General features: G+C 71.7%; 19 protein-coding genes. 9 read left to right on the forward strand and 10 right to left on the reverse strand.

Translation table 11 applies throughout. The features are described 5' to 3' along the window. Positions 1–75 precede the first annotated feature (75 nt). Positions 76–513, reverse strand: coding sequence for a DUF4442 domain-containing protein (locus tag RB628_RS15165; RefSeq protein ID WP_318320989.1), 438 nt, complete (start codon positions 511–513; stop codon positions 76–78). Positions 514–600: 87 nt separating this feature from the next. Here RB628_RS15165 and RB628_RS15170 point away from each other — a divergent pair, with 87 nt between their 5' ends. Continuing rightward, entirely contained in the window at positions 601–1,716 is a 1,116-nt protein-coding gene (locus RB628_RS15170; protein ID WP_318320934.1) for a hypothetical protein, read from the forward strand. A gap of 125 nt (positions 1,717–1,841) precedes the next feature. Next, complete coding sequence (locus RB628_RS15175; protein WP_318320935.1) at positions 1,842–3,140, forward strand: MFS transporter; 1,299 nt, start codon at positions 1,842–1,844, stop codon at positions 3,138–3,140. A 29-nt stretch (positions 3,141–3,169) separates the two neighbouring features. Here the strand turns inward: RB628_RS15175 and RB628_RS15180 are convergent, their stop codons facing one another. Beyond that, a complete protein-coding gene (locus RB628_RS15180; RefSeq protein WP_318320936.1) occupies positions 3,170–4,051 on the reverse strand; it encodes a fused MFS/spermidine synthase in 882 nt (293 codons plus the stop codon). Between the two features lie 67 nt (positions 4,052–4,118). Beyond that, complete coding sequence (tuf, locus tag RB628_RS15185; RefSeq protein WP_318320937.1) at positions 4,119–5,288, reverse strand: elongation factor Tu; 1,170 nt, start codon at positions 5,286–5,288, stop codon at positions 4,119–4,121. A gap of 450 nt (positions 5,289–5,738) precedes the next feature. Between tuf and RB628_RS15190 the strand changes: the two genes are divergently transcribed. Beyond that, positions 5,739–6,524 carry a TVP38/TMEM64 family protein gene (locus RB628_RS15190; protein WP_318320938.1) on the forward strand — a complete coding sequence of 262 codons (786 nt, stop codon included), beginning with the start codon at positions 5,739–5,741 and terminating at the stop codon, positions 6,522–6,524. Positions 6,525–6,567: 43 nt separating this feature from the next. Here RB628_RS15190 and RB628_RS15195 read toward each other — a convergent pair whose 3' ends face one another. From RB628_RS15195 to RB628_RS15205, 3 genes are read right to left on the reverse strand one after another with little or no spacing between them, the layout of a single operon-like run. Further along, complete coding sequence (locus RB628_RS15195) at positions 6,568–7,299, reverse strand: cupin (RefSeq protein WP_318320939.1); 732 nt, start codon at positions 7,297–7,299, stop codon at positions 6,568–6,570. Further along, positions 7,296–8,231, reverse strand: coding sequence for a PmoA family protein (locus RB628_RS15200; protein ID WP_318320940.1), 936 nt, complete (start codon positions 8,229–8,231; stop codon positions 7,296–7,298). Before RB628_RS15200 ends, RB628_RS15195 begins: the two co-directional genes overlap by 4 nt. Then, positions 8,228–9,499 carry a Gfo/Idh/MocA family oxidoreductase gene (locus tag RB628_RS15205; protein WP_318320941.1) on the reverse strand — a complete coding sequence of 424 codons (1,272 nt, stop codon included), beginning with the start codon at positions 9,497–9,499 and terminating at the stop codon, positions 8,228–8,230. Before RB628_RS15205 ends, RB628_RS15200 begins: the two co-directional genes overlap by 4 nt. A gap of 349 nt (positions 9,500–9,848) precedes the next feature. On the opposite strand from RB628_RS15205, the gene RB628_RS15210 reads away from it, so the two are divergent. Beyond that, positions 9,849–10,724, forward strand: a complete 876-nt coding sequence (locus tag RB628_RS15210) for an undecaprenyl-diphosphate phosphatase (RefSeq protein WP_318320942.1) — start codon at positions 9,849–9,851, stop codon at positions 10,722–10,724. Positions 10,725–10,818: 94 nt separating this feature from the next. Further along, on the forward strand, positions 10,819–10,998 hold the full coding sequence (locus RB628_RS15215; protein WP_318320943.1) for a hypothetical protein: 180 nt from the start codon (positions 10,819–10,821) through the stop codon (positions 10,996–10,998). A gap of 89 nt (positions 10,999–11,087) precedes the next feature. On the opposite strand, the gene RB628_RS15220 is transcribed toward RB628_RS15215, so the two are convergent. Continuing rightward, on the reverse strand, positions 11,088–11,831 hold the full coding sequence (locus tag RB628_RS15220) for an SDR family oxidoreductase (protein ID WP_318320944.1): 744 nt from the start codon (positions 11,829–11,831) through the stop codon (positions 11,088–11,090). A 36-nt stretch (positions 11,832–11,867) separates the two neighbouring features. Then, entirely contained in the window at positions 11,868–12,512 is a 645-nt protein-coding gene (locus tag RB628_RS15225; protein ID WP_318320945.1) for a DUF4291 domain-containing protein, read from the reverse strand. A 90-nt stretch (positions 12,513–12,602) separates the two neighbouring features. On the opposite strand from RB628_RS15225, the gene RB628_RS15230 reads away from it, so the two are divergent. After that, on the forward strand, positions 12,603–13,094 hold the full coding sequence (locus tag RB628_RS15230; protein ID WP_318320946.1) for a nuclear transport factor 2 family protein: 492 nt from the start codon (positions 12,603–12,605) through the stop codon (positions 13,092–13,094). A gap of 163 nt (positions 13,095–13,257) precedes the next feature. Then, positions 13,258–14,832 carry an apolipoprotein N-acyltransferase gene (gene lnt / locus RB628_RS15235; protein ID WP_318320947.1) on the forward strand — a complete coding sequence of 525 codons (1,575 nt, stop codon included), beginning with the start codon at positions 13,258–13,260 and terminating at the stop codon, positions 14,830–14,832. Here the strand turns inward: lnt and RB628_RS15240 are convergent. Beyond that, on the reverse strand, positions 14,750–15,661 hold the full coding sequence (locus tag RB628_RS15240) for a Gfo/Idh/MocA family oxidoreductase (protein ID WP_318320948.1): 912 nt from the start codon (positions 15,659–15,661) through the stop codon (positions 14,750–14,752). The genes lnt and RB628_RS15240 overlap by 83 nt on opposite strands. A gap of 127 nt (positions 15,662–15,788) precedes the next feature. Here RB628_RS15240 and RB628_RS15245 point away from each other — a divergent pair, with 127 nt between their 5' ends. Further along, positions 15,789–16,307 (forward strand): DinB family protein, encoded by a 519-nt coding sequence (locus tag RB628_RS15245; protein ID WP_318320949.1) that lies wholly within the window; start codon positions 15,789–15,791, stop codon positions 16,305–16,307. A 150-nt stretch (positions 16,308–16,457) separates the two neighbouring features. Continuing rightward, positions 16,458–16,958, forward strand: coding sequence for a hypothetical protein (locus RB628_RS15250; protein WP_318320950.1), 501 nt, complete (start codon positions 16,458–16,460; stop codon positions 16,956–16,958). Positions 16,959–17,019: 61 nt separating this feature from the next. Here RB628_RS15250 and RB628_RS15255 read toward each other — a convergent pair whose 3' ends face one another. Further along, complete coding sequence (locus RB628_RS15255) at positions 17,020–17,553, reverse strand: hypothetical protein (protein WP_318320951.1); 534 nt, start codon at positions 17,551–17,553, stop codon at positions 17,020–17,022. Between the last annotated feature and the right edge of the window lie 58 nt (positions 17,554–17,611).

Consider the following 17,611-nt stretch of genomic DNA (forward strand, 5'->3'; position numbering starts at 1 on the left):
GGCACGGGCGGCGACGGCGACGGCCGGATCGCGGTATGAGAACCGGGCACTCGGTCAACCACCTCCGGCCGACTGTCAGTTGTTCGGCCGGAGGGTCCAGATGACGGTCATCTCGCCGGTGACGGCACCGTCCTCGCGCTGAATGGCGACGGTCACCGGGAACACGGGGCGCCTGCCCTCGTCGAGTTCGGCGACGACCTCGGCGGCGGGGCGGCCGAGCGTCGCGGTGGCCCTGACGGGACCGAGCGCGATCTTCCTGAACGCGATCTCGGCGCTGACGGGCAGCGGTACGGCACGGGAGAGCTGATCGCCGAAGGCCGCGAGCACGATCGCCCCACTGGCCGACTCGCCGAGCGTGAACATGGCTCCGGCGTGCGGCCCGCCGACGTGGTTGCGGTACTCACCCTGGTCCGGCAGAGCCAGGACGGCCTTCTCGGGCGTGGTCTCCAGGTACTCGAGGTTCAGCGTACGAACCATCGGCACCGTGGCGGTGAGAAGTTCACCGATCGACATCTGGTCTGCGCTCATGCCTGCATGTTACCCACGAGTAGCCAAGTCTGGCCAGATACCGATCCCCGGACCGCCGTATCGTTACCGGCCATGTGGCCAGAACAGCAGCCGCCCGGGGGCGAGCAGAACCCGCAGGACCCGCACAATCCGCAGGTCCCGCCGCACAATCCCTACCAGCACCCGGGCCATCAGCAGCCGAACCCCTACCAGCAGCCCGGATACCAGCAGACCGGGCATCCGCAGCCCAACCCCTACCCCCAGGCCCCGCAACAGCAGCCGCAGCCGCAGCCGCAGCCGGGGTGGGGCACTCCGGCGCCGACGGGCACGCCGCAGCCGCCGTCGGGCGGAGACGGAGGCGGAAACCGAACGAAGATCACCGCGATCGTCGCGGCCACCGCGGTGGTGATCACGGCCGGGGTGACCGGCTTCCTCGTCCTGGGCGGTGACAAGGACGAGGAGGCGGGCTCCGGCGCGAAGGACAGGCCCGGCCAGTCGGCGCCCGCCTCGACGCCCGCCCCGGAATCCGCGGACCCGAGCGATTCGGCCTCCGCGTCCGCGTCTGCCTCGGACGACAACCCGCGGAGCTCCCAGGCCGAGCAGCCGACCGTCGCCGGCTGGAAGGTGGTCGTGAATCCGAAGTGGGGCACGGCCTTCGACGTACCGGCAGACTGGGAGGTGGAGTCGCCGGGCACGCTGATCGGTTTCGAGGACACCGACGCCAAGGCCGGCGCCAAGCCGCTCATCACCATGTCGGCGCCCGCGTACTACAAGTCGAAGTGGTGCGTGTCGGACGACGACAAGGACGGCCGTACGTCGGACACCGCACTCGCGGCCGTGGGCACCAAGGGCGCGAGCGGGGCGAAGAACGCCGACGAGGTCGCCCTCAACCAGGTCCCCTGGTGGGTCTACGGCGGCTACACACAGCCCGACAAGAAGAGTCTCGTCTTCGACGAGAAGGCGACGCCGTACACGACGAAGTCCGGCATCGCGGGCAGCCTCGCGCGGGCCCACTCGAAGGACACGCCGCAGACGGGTAAGTGCGCGAGCGACGGCAAGGCCATCACCTTCGGCTTCAAGAACTCGGTCGGCGACTACGTCGCGTGGAGCCTGCACGGGGCCACGGGCGTCACCGGGGAGGTTCCCGAAAAGACGATCATGCAGATCCTGAGCACGGTACGGCTGCACGGGGACCCCACCGGCGCGTGAGGGACGGGAGGAGCGCGAGGGGCGGCGTTCGGCGGATGCCGGTGACCGGCTGAAACCGGCCGGTCCGGGTCGGGGCGGTTCGGAAATGGATTGGCAAGTCGGCGGCGGGCGGCAATAGTCGGCCGGTGACCTCCGCCGACTCCCATGCTGTACGCCGGCGCCGCCCCTCCTGGGCCGGCCGCAACTACGTCCTGCTGACCGCCTCGGCGGGCGTGACGAACCTCGGCAGCAACGGAGCCCTGATCGCCGCCGCGTTCGCCGTACTGGAGGCGGGTGGCGGCGCCGGTGACGTGGGGCTGGTGGCGGCGGCCCGCACGTTGCCGCTGGTGTTGTTCCTGCTGATCGGCGGCGCGGTCGCCGACCGGCTCCCCCGGCATCATGTGATGGTCGCCGCCAACGCCCTCAACTGCCTCTCCCAGGCGGCGTTCGCGGTGCTGGTCCTGGCCGGTGAGCCACAGTTGTGGCAGATGATGTTCCTGACCGCCCTCGGCGGCACCGCGCACGCGTTCTTCGGCCCGGCGGCCGAGGGGATGCTGCTGTCCTCGGTCGAGGGCGAACACGCCGCCCGCGCCTTCGCGGTGTTCCGGATGGCGATGCAGAGCGCGGCGCTGGGCGGCGCGGCCCTCGGCGGTGCGCTGGTCGCCGTGCTCGGGCCCGGCTGGGTCCTCGCGGTGGACGCGGTGGCGTTCGCGGTCGCCGGGTCGCTGCGCTCCTTCCTTGACGTGGCTCACATCCCGGCGCGCGAGCCGGGCGGCGGGATGCTCGCCGATCTGCGGGAGGGCTGGCGGGAGTTCGCCGGACGGTCGTGGCTGTGGGCGATCGTCGTCCAGTTCGCCGTCGCCAACGCGGTCATCGGCGCGGCCCAGTCGGTCTACGGCCCGCTCGTGGCCCGCGACAGCCTCGGCGGGGCCGGGCCGTGGGGGCTGGCACTGGCCGTGTTCGCGGCCGGCACGGTCGCCGGTGCCGTGCTGATGATGCGCTGGAAACCACGCCGGCTACTGCTCGCCGGCACACTCTGCGTGTTCCCCCTCGCCCTGCCCGCCGCCGCGCTCGCCGTACCGGTTCCGGTGGCCGTGCTCTGCGCGGTGATGTTCGTGACCGGCGTGACGCAGGAGGTGTTCGGCGTGAGCTGGATGACCGCGCTGCATCAGGAGATCCCCGAGGACAAGCTCTCCCGCGTCGCCGCGTACGACTGGTTCGGCTCGGTCGCGATGCTCCCTCTCGCCACGGCACTGGCGGGCCCGGCGGAACACGCCTTCGGCCGCGCCCCGGCTCTGTGGGGCTGCGCGGCCCTGGTCGTGGTGGTGACGGCGGCGGCCCTGTGCGTACGGGACGTGCGAAACCTCACCCGGCGCACGAAGAAGGTCACCCGGGACGCGGCTCAGGAGGCCCCGGTGAAGGGTGAGTTGGAGAGCGCCGGCTGATCCCCGCCGCCGCCTTCGCCCACCGGGCGTCAGCCGATGCCGAACGCCCCCTGCGGCGGCTCCGGCGAAGGCACTGCCTCCTCGTCCCGTACGGGTGCGGCACCCCCGATGAACTCCCGTAGCGCGGGCCCGTGTTCGAGACGGGCCGGGAAGGCGTCGGAGGCGACACGGCGGGACAGGGCGGCCACATCCAGGGGGCGGTGCGCGGCGACGAGGACCGCGTTGCCGAAACGGCGGCCCCGCAGGACACCTGGCTCGGCGATCAGCGCCAGTTCCTCGAACACCACCGAGACCGTGGCGAGTTGGGAGCGCAGAAAGGCGAAGGGCGCCGCATCGGCCAGGTTGGCGAGGTAGACGCCGTCGCCGCGCAGCACCCGCCCGGCCTCTTCGGCGTACGCGAGGGACGTCAGGTGCGCCGGGACACGTGAGCCGCCGAACACGTCGGCGACGAGCACGTCGGCGCTGTCGTCCGGGGCGGCTTCGAGCCAGGCGCGGGCGTCGGCCGCGTGCAGGGCGATGCCCGCGCCGACGGGGAGCGGAAGGTGTTCGGCGACCAGATCGAGCAGCCCGCGATCGGCCTCGACGACGTCCTGCCGGGAACCGGGCCGCGTCGCGGCGACATACCGGGGCAGCGTGAGGGCACCCCCACCGAGGTGCAGCACGTCCAAAGCCCGCCCCGGCTCCGCGACGGTGTCCAGCCCATGCCCGAGCCGACGCGCGTACTCGAACTCCAGATGCGTCGGCTCGTCCAGATCGACGTACGACTGGGGAGCCCCGTCGACGGTGAGCAGCCAGGCGCGCTCACGGTCGACGTCGGGCATCAGCTTGGCGAACCCGTGATCGACGGCACGGGCAACGGGTATCGACTCGTCGTTCACTTTCTCATTGTGCCTGGCCGCAGCGCGCCCCATAGGGGCGCGGGGAACCGCGCGGCAAGCCCCCACCGGCCCCGCGGTCGCCCACGCACCGCAACCACCCTCACACGACGGCCGTCACGGTCCCCGCCCCCACGGTCCGGCCACCCTCACGGATGGCGAAACCGAGCCCGGGCTCCAGAGGCACCTCCCGTCCCAGCGAGACGGTCATGGTGACCGTCTCCCCGGGCCGCGCGACCGCCGTCTCACCGAGGTCGACATCCCCGACCACGTCCGCGGTCCGGATGTAGAACTGCGGCCGATACCCCGTCGACACCGGCGTCGTACGTCCACCCTCACGCCCCGACAGCACATACACCCGCGCGGAGAACCGGCTGCTCGGCACGACACTGCCGGGCGCCGCGACCACATGCCCGCGCCGGACCGCGTCCCGCGGCACCCCGCGCAGCAGCAGCGCCACGCTGTCCCCGGCCTGCGCCTCCTCCATCGGCCTGCCGAAGGTCTCCACGCCGGTGACGACCGTGTCCACGGCCGCGCCCGGCACTTCGACCCGGTCGCCCACCCGGACGGTGCCGCGCTCGACGGCACCCGTGACGACGGTTCCCCGGCCGGTGATGGTGAGCACGTTCTCGACCGGCAACAGGAACGGTGCGTCGACGTACCGCTCGGGCATGGGCACATACGTGTCCACCGCGTCGAGCAGCGCGTCGATCGACGCCGTCCACCGGGGGTCCCCCTCAAGGGCCTTGAGGCCGGACACCCGTACGACGGGTACCGCGTCACCGCCGTAGCCCTGCGCGGTGAGCAGGTCGCGGACCTCCAGTTCCACGAGGTCCGTCGACTCCTCGTCACCCGCGTCGGCCTTGTTGATGGCGACAACGATGTGATCGACGCCCACCTGCCGGGCGAGCAGCACGTGCTCGGCGGTCTGCGGCATGATCCCGTCGAGCGCGGAGACGACGAGGATCGCCCCGTCGAGCTGCGCGGCCCCGGTGACCATGTTCTTGACGTAGTCGGCGTGGCCGGGCATGTCGACATGCGCGTAGTGCCGGGTGTCGGTCTCGTACTCGACGTGCGCGATGTTGATGGTGATGCCCCGCGCGACCTCCTCCGGGGCGCGGTCGATCCGGTCGAACGGAACGAACGTGCCGGAGCCGCGCTCGGCGAGCACCTTGGTGATGGCCGCGGTCAGGGTGGTCTTGCCGTGGTCGACGTGGCCCATCGTGCCGATGTTGAGATGCGGTTTCGTGCGGACGTATGCCGTCTTGGACATGGCGGTACCTCGAAGCCTCTTCAGCGGTACTGGGTGATGGCCCCGGCGCGGAGAACGCGGCCGGAACGGGGACCCCGAGGAAGTTCGCCGACCCTCCCCCTGCGGGGTCCGCCGGACGATCCGGGAAGGGTCAGCTTCGGGCGCCGTCGGCAGCCACGAGGATCGGGACGGCAGCCTTCGGGGCATCCGCGACTGCGGATGCTGCGAGGAGGAAGGCGTACCGGAACATGAGGCCGATCATCGCCGACGCGGCACCGCACGTCGAATGGTTTTCCGCGGACGAGGGCGCGAGGGGCGCGGACGCCCGCCGCAGTGGCGCATGTCACGGCACGCCGTTTCCGCAGGGTGTGGGCACACGTGTCACCCGGCGCGCAGGGAGTCCCCCTCCTCGTTCCACCCTTGAGACGAACCATACGGCGATCACACATATACGTCGGTTAGTGTCGCCGGATGCTCGATGCCACCACCCGCTCTGGGGGCACCGCCACGGCCACTCCCCCGGCCATCGCCACGGAGCTCTCCCCGCTCTCCCCGGCCGTACTCGTCGTCGCCCCGCCCGGCGGCCTCGCCGCGCGCTGCACGAGAGCACTGCTCTCGCCGTGGTCGCGACTGTCACTCCTGGTGACGCTGCTCGGCGCCGCGGCGTCGTGTGTCCTGCTCTTCGAACCCCAGCGGCTGCTCGCCGACGGCTGGCCACCCCAGCTCGGCGGTGCCGCGGCGGCGGTGCTCTTCGGAGCGGCGTACGGACTGTGCACCGTGGCGTTCGTGCCGCGTCCGCTGCTGAACCTCGCGGCGGGCGCGCTGTTCGGTTCCCAGGTGGGCCTGGCCGCCGCGCTCGCGGGCACGGTCCTGGGCGCCGGCACCGCCTTCGGCCTGGGCCGCGTCCTGGGCCAGGACGCGCTGCGCCCGCTGCTGCGCGCCCGCTGGCTCCAGGCGGCGGACGGCCAGCTCAGCCGGCACGGCTTCCGCTCGATGATGGCGGCGAGACTTTTCCCCGGGGTGCCCTTCTGGGCCGCCAACTACTGCGCCGCCGTCTCCCGCATGGGGTGGCTGCCGTTTCTGCTCGCGACGGCCCTCGGGTCCGTACCGAACACCGCCGCGTACGTCGTCGCGGGCGCCCGCGCCTCGTCGCCGACCTCCCCCGCCTTCCTGATCGCGATGGGCTTCATCGCCGTCCCGGCCGCGGCGGGCGCGGTGGTGGCCTGGCGCAAGCGCCACCACCTGCGCGGGCACTGACGCCAGGCCCGGAAGCCGCGCAGTCACTCCCTGGGCATCCTCCCTAGGGGGTGCCCCTGTACACGTCCAGCCGCCCGCACATCCCGAACTTCCCGTGCGCCGAAGGCTGCTCGGCCCGTACGACGGCCTCCGCGAGGTGGGACGTGTCGCCCCGTTCCAGACGGTCGAGCTGGTCGCCCGTCGCAGCGGCCGCCGCCTCGGCGCCGCGCCGCCAGCGCTCACGCCACTCGGCGAGCCGGGGCCGTACGAGAGCCGCCGCCGCCTCGTGGAAGGCGGCCAGAGCCTCCGGCCCCTCCGCGTCCCGCAGCGCCCGATACCCCTCAAGGGCGAGGTCGCGCCGGGCCCGGGCGACCCGTTCCTGCTCGGCAACGGGCACGCCGGCCGGGATCACGGTCGCGGCGGCGTACGTCTCCGGGTCGGTCAGGTACTTCGGCGGCAGCGTGAGCACGGCGTCCCCCGCCTCCGGCAGCCCGCTGTTCTGCATGAGGACGGTGATGCGCAGTTCGTCCTCGTTGACCAGCCGGTGGATGGTGCCGGGCGTGAACCAGGCGACCGTGCCCGGGGCGAGCGGCGTCACCTCGTACCCGGACGTCGTGAGTGTCTGCACCGCGCCCCGCCCTCCCGTGACGACGTACGCCTCCGAACAGGTCAGATGCATATGGGGAGTTCCGCCGCACACACCGTCGGCGGCCGGCCAGTCGTAGACGGAGAGGTGCGAGACGGCGACACCGCCCGGCAGTCCGGCGAAGGCCGTTCCGTCGGGTCCCTGGCTCACCACGGGTGCTCCTCCAGGTACTTGGCGACGCCCTCGCGCTCCCACTCCCCGTCGGCGACGACGACCCGGTAGCGTCGGGTGAGTGTGTCGCCGGGCGCGAGCTCCAGTTCGTCGTGGAAGGCCCAGGAGGGGGCGACGGCGGCGAACGGCTCGTTGCGCACGAACCAGTGGGCGGGATGGGCGCCCCCGGCCCCCAGGTGGTCGTTCTCGGGCGCGTGGGCGAAGACCAGCGTGGCGTGGCCGTCGGCACCGTCGAACTCGCCGGAGTACGCCAGCCACGGCGCCTGCTCGCCCATCAGCCCGGGCCCCTCCGAGTCGGGGCCGAGGACGCGCCCGTCCCGGAAGGCGCGCGGGCCGCGCCAGAACAGGCCGGTGTAGCCCGCCGCCTCGCGCCCGGCGGTGGTGGGGCTGCCGAAGAGCAGCGGCTCGTCACGCCGGTTGGTGATCGCGCTCGTCCAGGTCAGCGCCCAGGAACCGGCCGCCGGATCGACGTCGTGCACCTCGACCCGCCGCTCCTCCTCGGCCCACAGGTCCCCGCTGTACGGGTGCCAGGTGAGCCGCTCCGCGATGACGACCCGGCCCGCGTCCGAGGCGACCTCGTCGAACGCGACGTGGGCCATCGAGCCGACGCGCTCGGGGAGGGCGAGATATCCCTCGCCGTGCACATAGGTGTTGCCGCCCCACAGGTTCGACCCCGACAGGTGCGAGGCCGTCAGCTGCAGGCCCTTGTGCCAGCGGTGGTCGTTGGGCCGGTAGTCGGTGACGACGCTGCCGGCGAGCGTCCGGATCGGGTGCAGATACGGCTTCGGCGCCTCCCAGGCCGCCTCCGCCCCGTACACGTAGCTGAACAGTTCGACCCCGGTGACGGGTTCGGTCACGGTGATGCGGTCGCCGTGCGCGTGGACGATGCGCAGGTCCTTGGACGTGGTCACGCGGACGCCTCCTCGGTAGCGGTTCCGGGAACATCGCCATAGTCATCGTCGTCGTCATCGGGCGTGGGCGCCCAGCCGGGCGCGCCACCGTGCAGCGCGGCGTAGTAGGGGTCGCCCGGCCCGATGTCGCCGACCTTGACGGTCGTGTCCGTGAAGGCGGACCTGTACAGCGCGGTGATCAGTTCCAGGCTGGTGCGCCCGTCCGCGCCGCTGCTGCGCGGCCGTTCACCGGCGCGCATGCTCGCGACCAGCTCGCGCAGCTGCGCGAGGTGCGAACTCGGCACATCCGCACCGAAGTCCCGCCAGGCGGCGACCTCCGCCTCCGGCACGTCCGGCGCAGGGGTGATGGTCCAGTTGGCGTTGGAGTGCCCGTACAGATGGGTCAGCTCGACGGTGGCGCGCTCGCAGTCGATACGGATACGGCTGACCTCGTCGGGGCTGAGCACACTGTTGACGACGGTCGCCAGCGCGCCGTTCGCGAACCGGACGAGCGCGGTGGAGACGTCCTCGGTCTCGACGTCGTGGACGAGCCGCCCGGCCATGCCCCGCACCTCGCTCCACGGTCCGAGCAGGTCCAGCAGCAGATCCATCTGGTGGATGCCGTGTCCCATGGCGGGCCCGCCGCCCTCGGTCTGCCAGCGCCCGCGCCAGGGCACGGCGTAGTAGGCGGTGTCGCGGTACCAGGTGGTCTGGCAGTGCGCCACGAGCGGCCGGCCCAGGGCCCCCTCGGCGAGCAGCCGCCGTACGTGGGTGGAGGCGGAGCCGAAGCGGTGCTGGAAGACGATCGAGGCGTACGGGCCGCCTGCGAGCCCCTCTTCCGCCTCGATGGCGTCGAAGTCGGCGAGCGTCGGCACCGGCGGCTTCTCGCACCACACCCAGGCCCCGGCGCGCAGCGCGGCGACGGTCTGCTCGCGGTGCAGGGTGGGCGGCGTGCAGATGGTGACCAGGTCGGGCCGCTGTTCCCGGAGCATCTCCTCCAGGTCGGTGTACGCGTGCGGAATCCCGCTCTCCGCGCAGAACGCCTTCACCGCGCCGGCGTTGATGTCGACCGCGGCGACGACCTCCGTCTCGCCCTCGTCGGCCAGTTGGGCGAGCGCCGGCAGATGCGACCCCCGCCCGATCGCGCCCGCTCCGATGACGGCGGCCCGGATACGACGGCCGGTGAGGGGAGGGAGAGGGGCGAGTGAGGCCGGTGAGGTCAGGCCGCCCTGAGGAGCGATCCCTGGGGCGGCGGGGGAGGTGCCGGGACTGGTTGCGGATGTGGTCATGTGCGTGATCAGCACTCCATCGGACGCGATGTCTGACGTGGGCCAACGCGTGATGACTCCGGACCCTCCGGGGGCAGCAAGCGCTTTCTCTTCGCTGGCAACGTATGTTCCGTCCGAGCGGTCGGTCAACACCACGGCGAGGGTGTCCACGGGGTGGATGGCGCGGGGTGGGCGACAGGGGAACCCCGCCCTTTGCAACCCCTTGACCCGGGCCCCTGTGCTCGGCCTGTCACCGGAGGCCGCTAGGCTGCCCCCAACACACCTGATCTCCGCCGCCCTTCGCTTCGCGCGCGGGGGCCCGGTGTGTCCGTCGGCCCTTCCACGATCAGCGCTTGGACCACGTAACTTCATGTCTTGGTTTGAATCTCTCATCCTCGGACTCGTCCAGGGGCTGACCGAGTTCCTCCCCGTCTCCTCCAGTGCGCACCTGCGTCTGACGGCCGCGTTCTCCGGCTGGGAGGACCCGGGTGCCGCCTTCACCGCGATCACCCAGCTGGGCACGGAAACGGCGGTGCTGATCTACTTCCGCAAGGACATCGGACGGATCCTCTCGGCGTGGTTCCGTTCGCTCACCAACAAGGCGATGCGCAGCGATCACGACGCCCAGATGGGCTGGCTGGTGATCATCGGCTCGATCCCGATCGGTGTCCTCGGAGTCACGCTCAAGGACCAGATCGAGGGGCCGTTCCGGGATCTGCGGATCACCGCGACGATGCTGATCGTGGTGGGCATCGTCATCGGCATCGCCGACCGGCTCGCGGCGCGCGACGAGACCGGCGGGAAGCACCGGGCGGCCAAGGAGCGCAAGGGCCTGAAGGACCTGAACGCACGGGACGGTCTGATCTTCGGCCTGTGCCAGGCGATGGCACTGGTCCCCGGCGTCTCCCGGTCGGGCGCGACCATCAGCGGCGGCCTGTTCATGGGCTACACCCGCGAGGCGGCGGCCCGCTACTCCTTCCTGCTGGCCGTCCCGGCCGTACTCGCCTCGGGCGTGTTCGAGCTCAAGGACGTGTCGGAGGGCGGCCATGTCTCCTGGGGCCCGACGGCCTTCGCGACGGTGGTCGCTTTCGCGGTCGGATACGCGGTGATCGCGTGGTTCATGAAGTTCATCAGCACGAAGTCGTTCATGCCGTTCGTCTACTACCGCATCGCCCTCGGCATCGTGATCATCGCCCTGGTGGCGACGGGTGCGCTGAGCCCGCACGCGGCAGAGTCGTCGGGCTGACGTCACGGCGGTTCCGGCGACCGTGACCAACCACATACCTCGTCAGTAGCCACTTGGTAGCGCACTGTCAGTCCCTGCCCCTACGCTGGTGCGCATGTCCCCCGAATCCGTGGCCCCTGGTTCCGTGCGGTCTGCTGCCGCGTTGAACGAGCAGATCCGTGCGCTCTGGCTCCGCGCGGGCGGTTCCCTCTCGGCCCAGGAGCGGAAGGAGTACGAACTGTTGGTGGTCAGGTGGGCCGCGGCGATACGCGGCGAGATCATCGAGGCAGCCTGACCGCGAGCCGGTCGCCGGCAGAACAGGGCGCGTGCGGGACGCCCCGCTCTGCTGATCCGTCTCTTCCCCTCCCGACCCGCCAGGCAGCGTCACCGCCCGCCCGACACCCGCAGCACAGCGCCCGTCGCGTACGAGGATTCCGCGGACAGCAACCAGGCGATGGCTGCGGCGACTTCCTCGGCCAGCCCCGGTCTGCGGAGCGGAATCGTCGCGGACGCGCGCTGCGCCCGGCCCGGGTCGCCCATCGTCGCGTGCATCTCGGTGTCGATGATGCCCGGGGCCACCGCGTTGACGCGGATGCCGTCCGGACCGAGTTCCTTCGCCAGACCCACGGTCAGCGCGTCGACCGCGGCCTTGGTCGCCGCGTAGTGGACGTAGTCGCCGGGGCTGCCGAGGGTGGCGGCCGCCGAGGACACATTCACGATCACGCCGGCCCCCCGGGCCGTCATGGCCCGCGCGGCCCGGCGCGAACACAGCAGCGTGCCCAGCAGGTTGACCTCCACCACGCGCCGCAGATCGGCCGGCTCCGCGTCGGCGAGCCTGCCCAGAGGGCCGGTCACCCCTGCGTTGTTCACCAGCCCCGTGACAGGCCCGAGCCGCTCCTCCACCGTGTCGAAGAGCCGGTCCACTTCGGCCTCGACCGCGGTGTCCACCGGCACCGTCACACAGCGGACCCCCGCCGCCCGCACCCCCGCCGCGACCGATTCGGCGGCGCGGACGTCCCGCACGTACCCCACCGCGACGTCGTGACCGTCCGCCGCGAGCCGCAGACAGGTCGCGGCACCGATCCCCCGACTGCCGCCCGTGACCACCGTGACCGACGACCCGCTCATGGGCTTGTCTCCCTGTCTCGCCGTTCCGCACCCGGTCTACGGTCGCAGGTGCGCAAGCACATCCTCGTCGAGCGGGAAGGGCCGCTCCACCGGCAACAGCCCGGCCGCACGGTCCAGTCGACCCGCCCGCACCAGCCCGTGAACCTCGGTGGCGAGCGGCGTCACGTCCTCGATCCCGACGATCCACTCGTCGGCGTACAGCGCCGCCGCCTCCCCGGAAAGCCCCAACTGCAGGGACCGGTACGGCAACGGATTCAGCCGTAGATCACGCTCGGGGTCCCACTGCACCCGCGCCGACGCCCGCCTCAACTGCCGCTTCCAGGCGCCCTGGTCATCGTGCAGACCGGGAACGTAGTGCGACAGACACGCGTTGCGCAGTGCCCGGACGAACCCGTCCCGGCTGATCTCGACGGCCAGCACGGTCTCCTGGCCCTCCTTCGTGCCCCATCCGCAGCGGTACATCATCCAGGTGAAGGAGGGCTTGATCCATGTCATCCGGTCCCGCTTCCACGCCACCGGAAAACGGCCGTCGCGTGCCGCGGCGAGCCCGATCTCCGGGCGGTAGGCCTGATAGACGGTCACCGTGGACGCTGTGTGGCGGGCGCGCACGCGGAACTTGGGTTCCTGTTCGCCGGAAACTTCGGAATGGACATCGGGAAGAGTGACTGTCTGATCATTCACGCGACCAGCTTGGGAGCCGGACACGCCCATCGGCCACCGAATATCCGCACTTCCCTTGGCTCCGCCCGCCTCGTACCCAACACTGAGCCGATGACGCAGCGTGTGGAGCTCGCGACCGTGATGGACAGGCTCTCCCTCGACGGACTCGTCACCGAGTACGCGGTGGCAGTCGACGACGGCGACTGGGAGGCGTACATGGGACTGTTCGCGCCGGACGGGCGGGCGGACTACCGTTCGGCCGGCGGTATCGAGGGGGACGCCCAGCAGGTCGCCGGGTGGCTCGCGCAGAGCATGGAACTGTTCCCGATGCGACAGCATCTGATCGTCAACCGCAGGGTCGGCTTCGGTGTCCTGGACCAGGACACCGGCGACACGGCCCGTGTCCAGGCCGACTACATCAACCCCATGCGCCTCGCGGACCGAGGTGGCGCAGGCGACTCCACCGCACCCGACTTCGTGTGCGGTGGCCGGTACGCCTTCGGGCTGATCCGTACGGCGGACGGCTGGCGGTTGCGCGAGGTGGTCGTGGAGGAGAAGTGGCGCCGCGCGCCGAAGGCCGCCCGGGAACCGGCACGTGGCTGACCTCTTCCCCGCCCCGGACAACCCGCCATGGGCCGTACGAGGAATCCGCCGCCCCTGGCCGGAGTCCTTCTGGCCCGAGATCGTCCCCACCACGCACACTTGACCCACCGGCTGGGTAACCGACCGGGAAGCGACCGGGAAGCCGACTGGTAGGAGGCGCCGTATGAAATTGCCCGGCCACTGGATCGCCTCCCCGTGGCGACGTTCGGTCGCCGCCGCGCTGGCCGGTGCTCTGCCGATGTTCGCCTTCCCGGCGCCGGCGCTGTGGTGGTTCGCGTACGTCGCGCTCGTGCCCTGGATTCTGCTCGTCCGGTCCGCGCCGACCGGCAGACGGGCGGCGTACGACGGCTGGTTCGGCGGCCTCGGGTTCATGCTCGCCGTGCATCACTGGCTGCTGCCGAGCCTGCATGTGTTCACCCTCGTCATCGCGGCGCTGCTGGGCGCACTGTGGGCGCCCTGGGGCCTGCTCGTGCGCCGGTTCCTGGCGGGCCGGCCCTCGGCCGGGCGGATCGCCGCAGGGCTGGTCGTCCTGCCGTCGGGGTGGCTCATGGTCGAGCTGGTCCGCTCGTGGCAGGGGCTGGGCGGGCCGTGGGGCATGATCGGATCCAGCCAGTGGCAGGTGGCGCCCGCGCTGCGGCTGGCATCGGTCGGCGGAGTGTGGCTGCTCAGCTTCCTGGTGGTGGCCGTGAATGTCGCGGTCGCCGTCCTGGTCGCGGTGCGCGAGTCCCGGGTGCCGGCCGTGGCCGGGCTCGTCGCCACCGCCGCCGTGACCTCCGCGGTCTGGGTCTGGTCACCGCGTCCGGAGTCGGACGGCCGGGTACGGATCGCCGTCGTACAGCCGGGCATCGTCGACGGGGCCGGCAGCGCCGAGAAGCGCATCGCACGCGAGGAGGCCCTCACCCGCGGGCTGGCCGGCCAGGACGTGGATCTGATCGTCTGGGGCGAGAGCAGCGTCGGCTACGACCTCGCCGACCGCCCCGACCTGGCTGCACGGCTTGCGTCGCTCTCGCGCACGACCAGGACCGACATCCTCGTCAACGTGGACGCCAGGCGCTCCGACCGGCCCGGCATCTACAAGAGTTCGGTGCTCGTCGGTCCGGACGGCCCCACCGGTGACCGGTACGACAAGATGCGGCTTGTGCCGTTCGGTGAGTACGTTCCGGCACGTTCACTGCTGGGCTGGGCCACCTCCGTCGGCAAGGCGGCGGGCGAGGACCGCAGGCGCGGCAGCGAGCAGGTGGTGATGAACGTCGGGGACGGACTGCGCATCGGGCCCATGGTCTGCTTCGAGTCGGCGTTCCCGGACATGAGCCGCCATCTCGCCCGGGACGGCGCCGAGGTGCTGATCGCCCAGTCCGCGACCTCGTCGTTCCAGCACAGCTGGGCCCCCGAGCAGCACGCCTCGATCGCGGCCCTGCGCGCGGCCGAGACCGGCCGCCCCATGGTGCACGCCACGCTGACCGGCGTCTCCGCCGTCTACGACCCGAGGGGCGAGCTCGTCGGCTCCTGGCTCGGCACCGGCGCGAGCACCTCGGCGGTGTACGACGTACCGCTGGCCCGGGGTGTCACGCCGTACGTCCGCTTCGGCGCCTGGCCGGTGCACACTGCCGTACTCGCCCTCGTCGTCCTGGGTGCGGTCGAGGGCAGCCGCGTCCTCAGACGGCGCCGGTCCGCTCTCCCACGGCTCGCACCACCTGCTCGCACAGTTCATGAGTCGCCAGCGCGTCCCGGGCGCTGAGCACCTTTCCCGCCCGCACGGCGCCGAGGAACACGAGCACGGCCTGTTCGATGCCGCGCTGGCGCGCCACCGGCACCCAGTCACCGCGCCGCCGTACGGTCGGCTGCCCCTTGTGGTCGATCACCTCGGCGAGGTTGATCACCTGACGTTTGGTGTCCTGACCGGACACTTCGAGGATCTCCTCGGCCGAGCCGCTGAGCCGGTTCATCACCCCGAGCGCGGTGAATCCGTCCCCGGCGAGCTGGAGCACCACGTGGTGCAGCAGGCCGCCCTCCGTGCGGGCGCGCACGGTCACGTCGTCGACCGGGCCCGGCACCAGGAACCGCAGGGTGTCCACGACGTGGATGAAGTCGTCGAGGATCATCGTCCGGGGTTCCTCGGGCAGCCCGATGCGGTTCTTCTGCATCAGGATCAGCTCGCGTGGGTGGTCGGCGCACTGGGTGTACCCGGGCGCGAAGCGCCGGTTGAACCCGACGGCGAGCGAGACGGCACGCTTCTCCGCCAGCGTCACCAGCCGCTCGGAGTCGGCGAACTCGTAGGCGAGCGGCTTGTCCACGTACGTCGGTACGCCCGCCTCCAGCAACCTGGTCACGATCTCCGGGTGGACAGTGGTGGGGGCGTGCACGAAGGCCGCGTCGAGGCCCTGGGCGATCAGATCGTCGAGGCCGGCGTGGCGCTGCCCGGCCGGCAGCCGCAGTTCGTCGGCGACCCGGGCGAGCGTCGCCGGTGTGCGGGTCTGAAGGTGCAGTTCGACGCCGGGGCGGCTGCCGAGCACCGGCAGATACGCCTTCTGCGCGATGTCACCGAGTCCGATGCAGCCGACCTTCACGGGGTCTCCTTCAGAGGTTGCCTGCCAGGGTCATGCCGGAAGCATACGGCGGCCGGAGGCTTCGCCGGCCGGCCGAGCCGCCGGCGAACGCGTGGTGGGGGCGGTCGCGGTGGGCGACCATTCCTGCATGACGACACAGACGCAGCGCAGTGAACCCGCCCAGAACGCCGACGAGCGCACCATGTTGGAGGGCTGGCTGGACTACCACCGTCAGACCCTGGCGTGGAAGTGCGAGGGTCTGACCGACGCCCAGCTCAGAACCGCCTCCGTGGAGCCTTCCGAGTTGTCCCTCATGGGCCTGGTGCGGCACATGGCGGAAGTGGAGCGGGGCTGGTTCCGCAAAGTACTGGTGAGCGACGATCCGGGGCCGATCTACTACACCGAGGAGGACCGGGACGGCGAGTTCCATCCGACCGAGGCGGACAGCTGGCAGGAGGCGTACGGCACCTGGCAGGCCGAGATCGAGATCGCCCGGCGCAACGCCGCGGACTTCGGCCTCGACGAACTCTCCCGCGGCAGGAGCCGGTTCACCGGCGAGCCGTTCAACCTGCGCTGGATCTACACGCACATGATCGAGGAGTACGCCCGCCACAACGGCCATGCCGATCTGATCCGCGAACGGCTCGACGGAACGACCGGCGACTGAGCCAGGCAGGCGGAGGGCGCGTGCCGGGATGGTGATGCCGTCAGCCGGGGCCGCCCCGCGCCCTCCGTACGGGGCCGGAGATCACCCGTGTGGGGCATCCAGTGCTTCTCCACGGTTCCGAATCGGGCCGGACACAGCAGAGTTGCGCGGGTGCATCGAACGACGACCACCGCAACGCTTCTGGTCACCGTGGCTGTCACGGCCCTCTCCGGCTGCGTCACGATCCAGCACCCGACCGCTCCCGGCCCGCCTCCGGCACCGTCCCAGCCGTCGGCGCCCCGTCCTGACGGCCGGGCCGAGCCGCAGATCGTGCAGGCGCCCGCCCGGGAGGCGCTGGAGCTCATCGGCCCCGACAGGGTGCCCACGCGGGCCCAGCGGGCACCGCAGGCACCAGGGGTGCCGCACCGTCCGGCCGCCGTGGCGCCCCCGCCCCCGCCGGCCGCCGCTCCGGCACCCCCGCCCCGCCGGACCAAGCCGAAGCAGCGCCCGCCGAAGCCGGACCGCCGCCACACCCAGCCCCGCGTCGAAATCCCCGACGTGTCCCGTCCGGTACGCGAGAACACGGACGTATGCGCCCTCGGCAGGAAGTACGGCGGCTGGGGCAAGGACGCCCCGCAGACGGTCATCTGCAAGGACGCGTACAAGCGTTGAGCGCGCAGAGACCGGTCTGACGCGCGAACACCTCCAGAGCCTGCAGAGCCGTTCGGAACCTCTAGGGCCGCTGTCTCGGCGGCCCCCAGGAATCCCCTTCCGGCGAGGAGTCGCCCTCCCCCAGCCTCAGCTCCAGCCGGCCGATGGCCGCCCGGACTCCGTCTCCGTAACTGTCGTCGCCCAGGGCGTCGGCCGATACACGGGCGCGGCGGATATGGGTGCGGGCGGCCTCGGGGCGGTCCAGCTTCACGTAGTCGGCGGCGAGGTTCAGGTGCAGCGAGGGGTACAGGGCGCGCACCGCGAGTGCCCCCTCGTGCTGGACGACCTCCGCCACCCGTTCGTCCGACAGTTCCTTCGCCGCCGACAACGCCCGCAGATCCCAGGCCAGTTCGTCCGAGGGATCGTCCTGCGTGTCGGCCATGTAGTGCGCCAGCGTGCAGCGGTGCAGCGGGTCGCCGTCCTCGCCGATCTCCGCCCACAACCCCAGGAGGCGTTCCCTGGCTTCCTCGCGGTCGCCGCCGTGGTGCAGCATGACGGCTTGTCCGATCCGGGTCATCATGGCGTCCGGCGCCACCTGTTCCTGCCGCTCCGTCACCGCACCCTCCACCCTGTCGACTGTGCTCGCTGTCCCTGCCGACGCTAACGCCAGGCAC

This window comes from Streptomyces sp. ADMS (assembly GCF_033441795.1).
Lineage (GTDB): Bacteria > Actinomycetota > Actinomycetes > Streptomycetales > Streptomycetaceae > Streptomyces.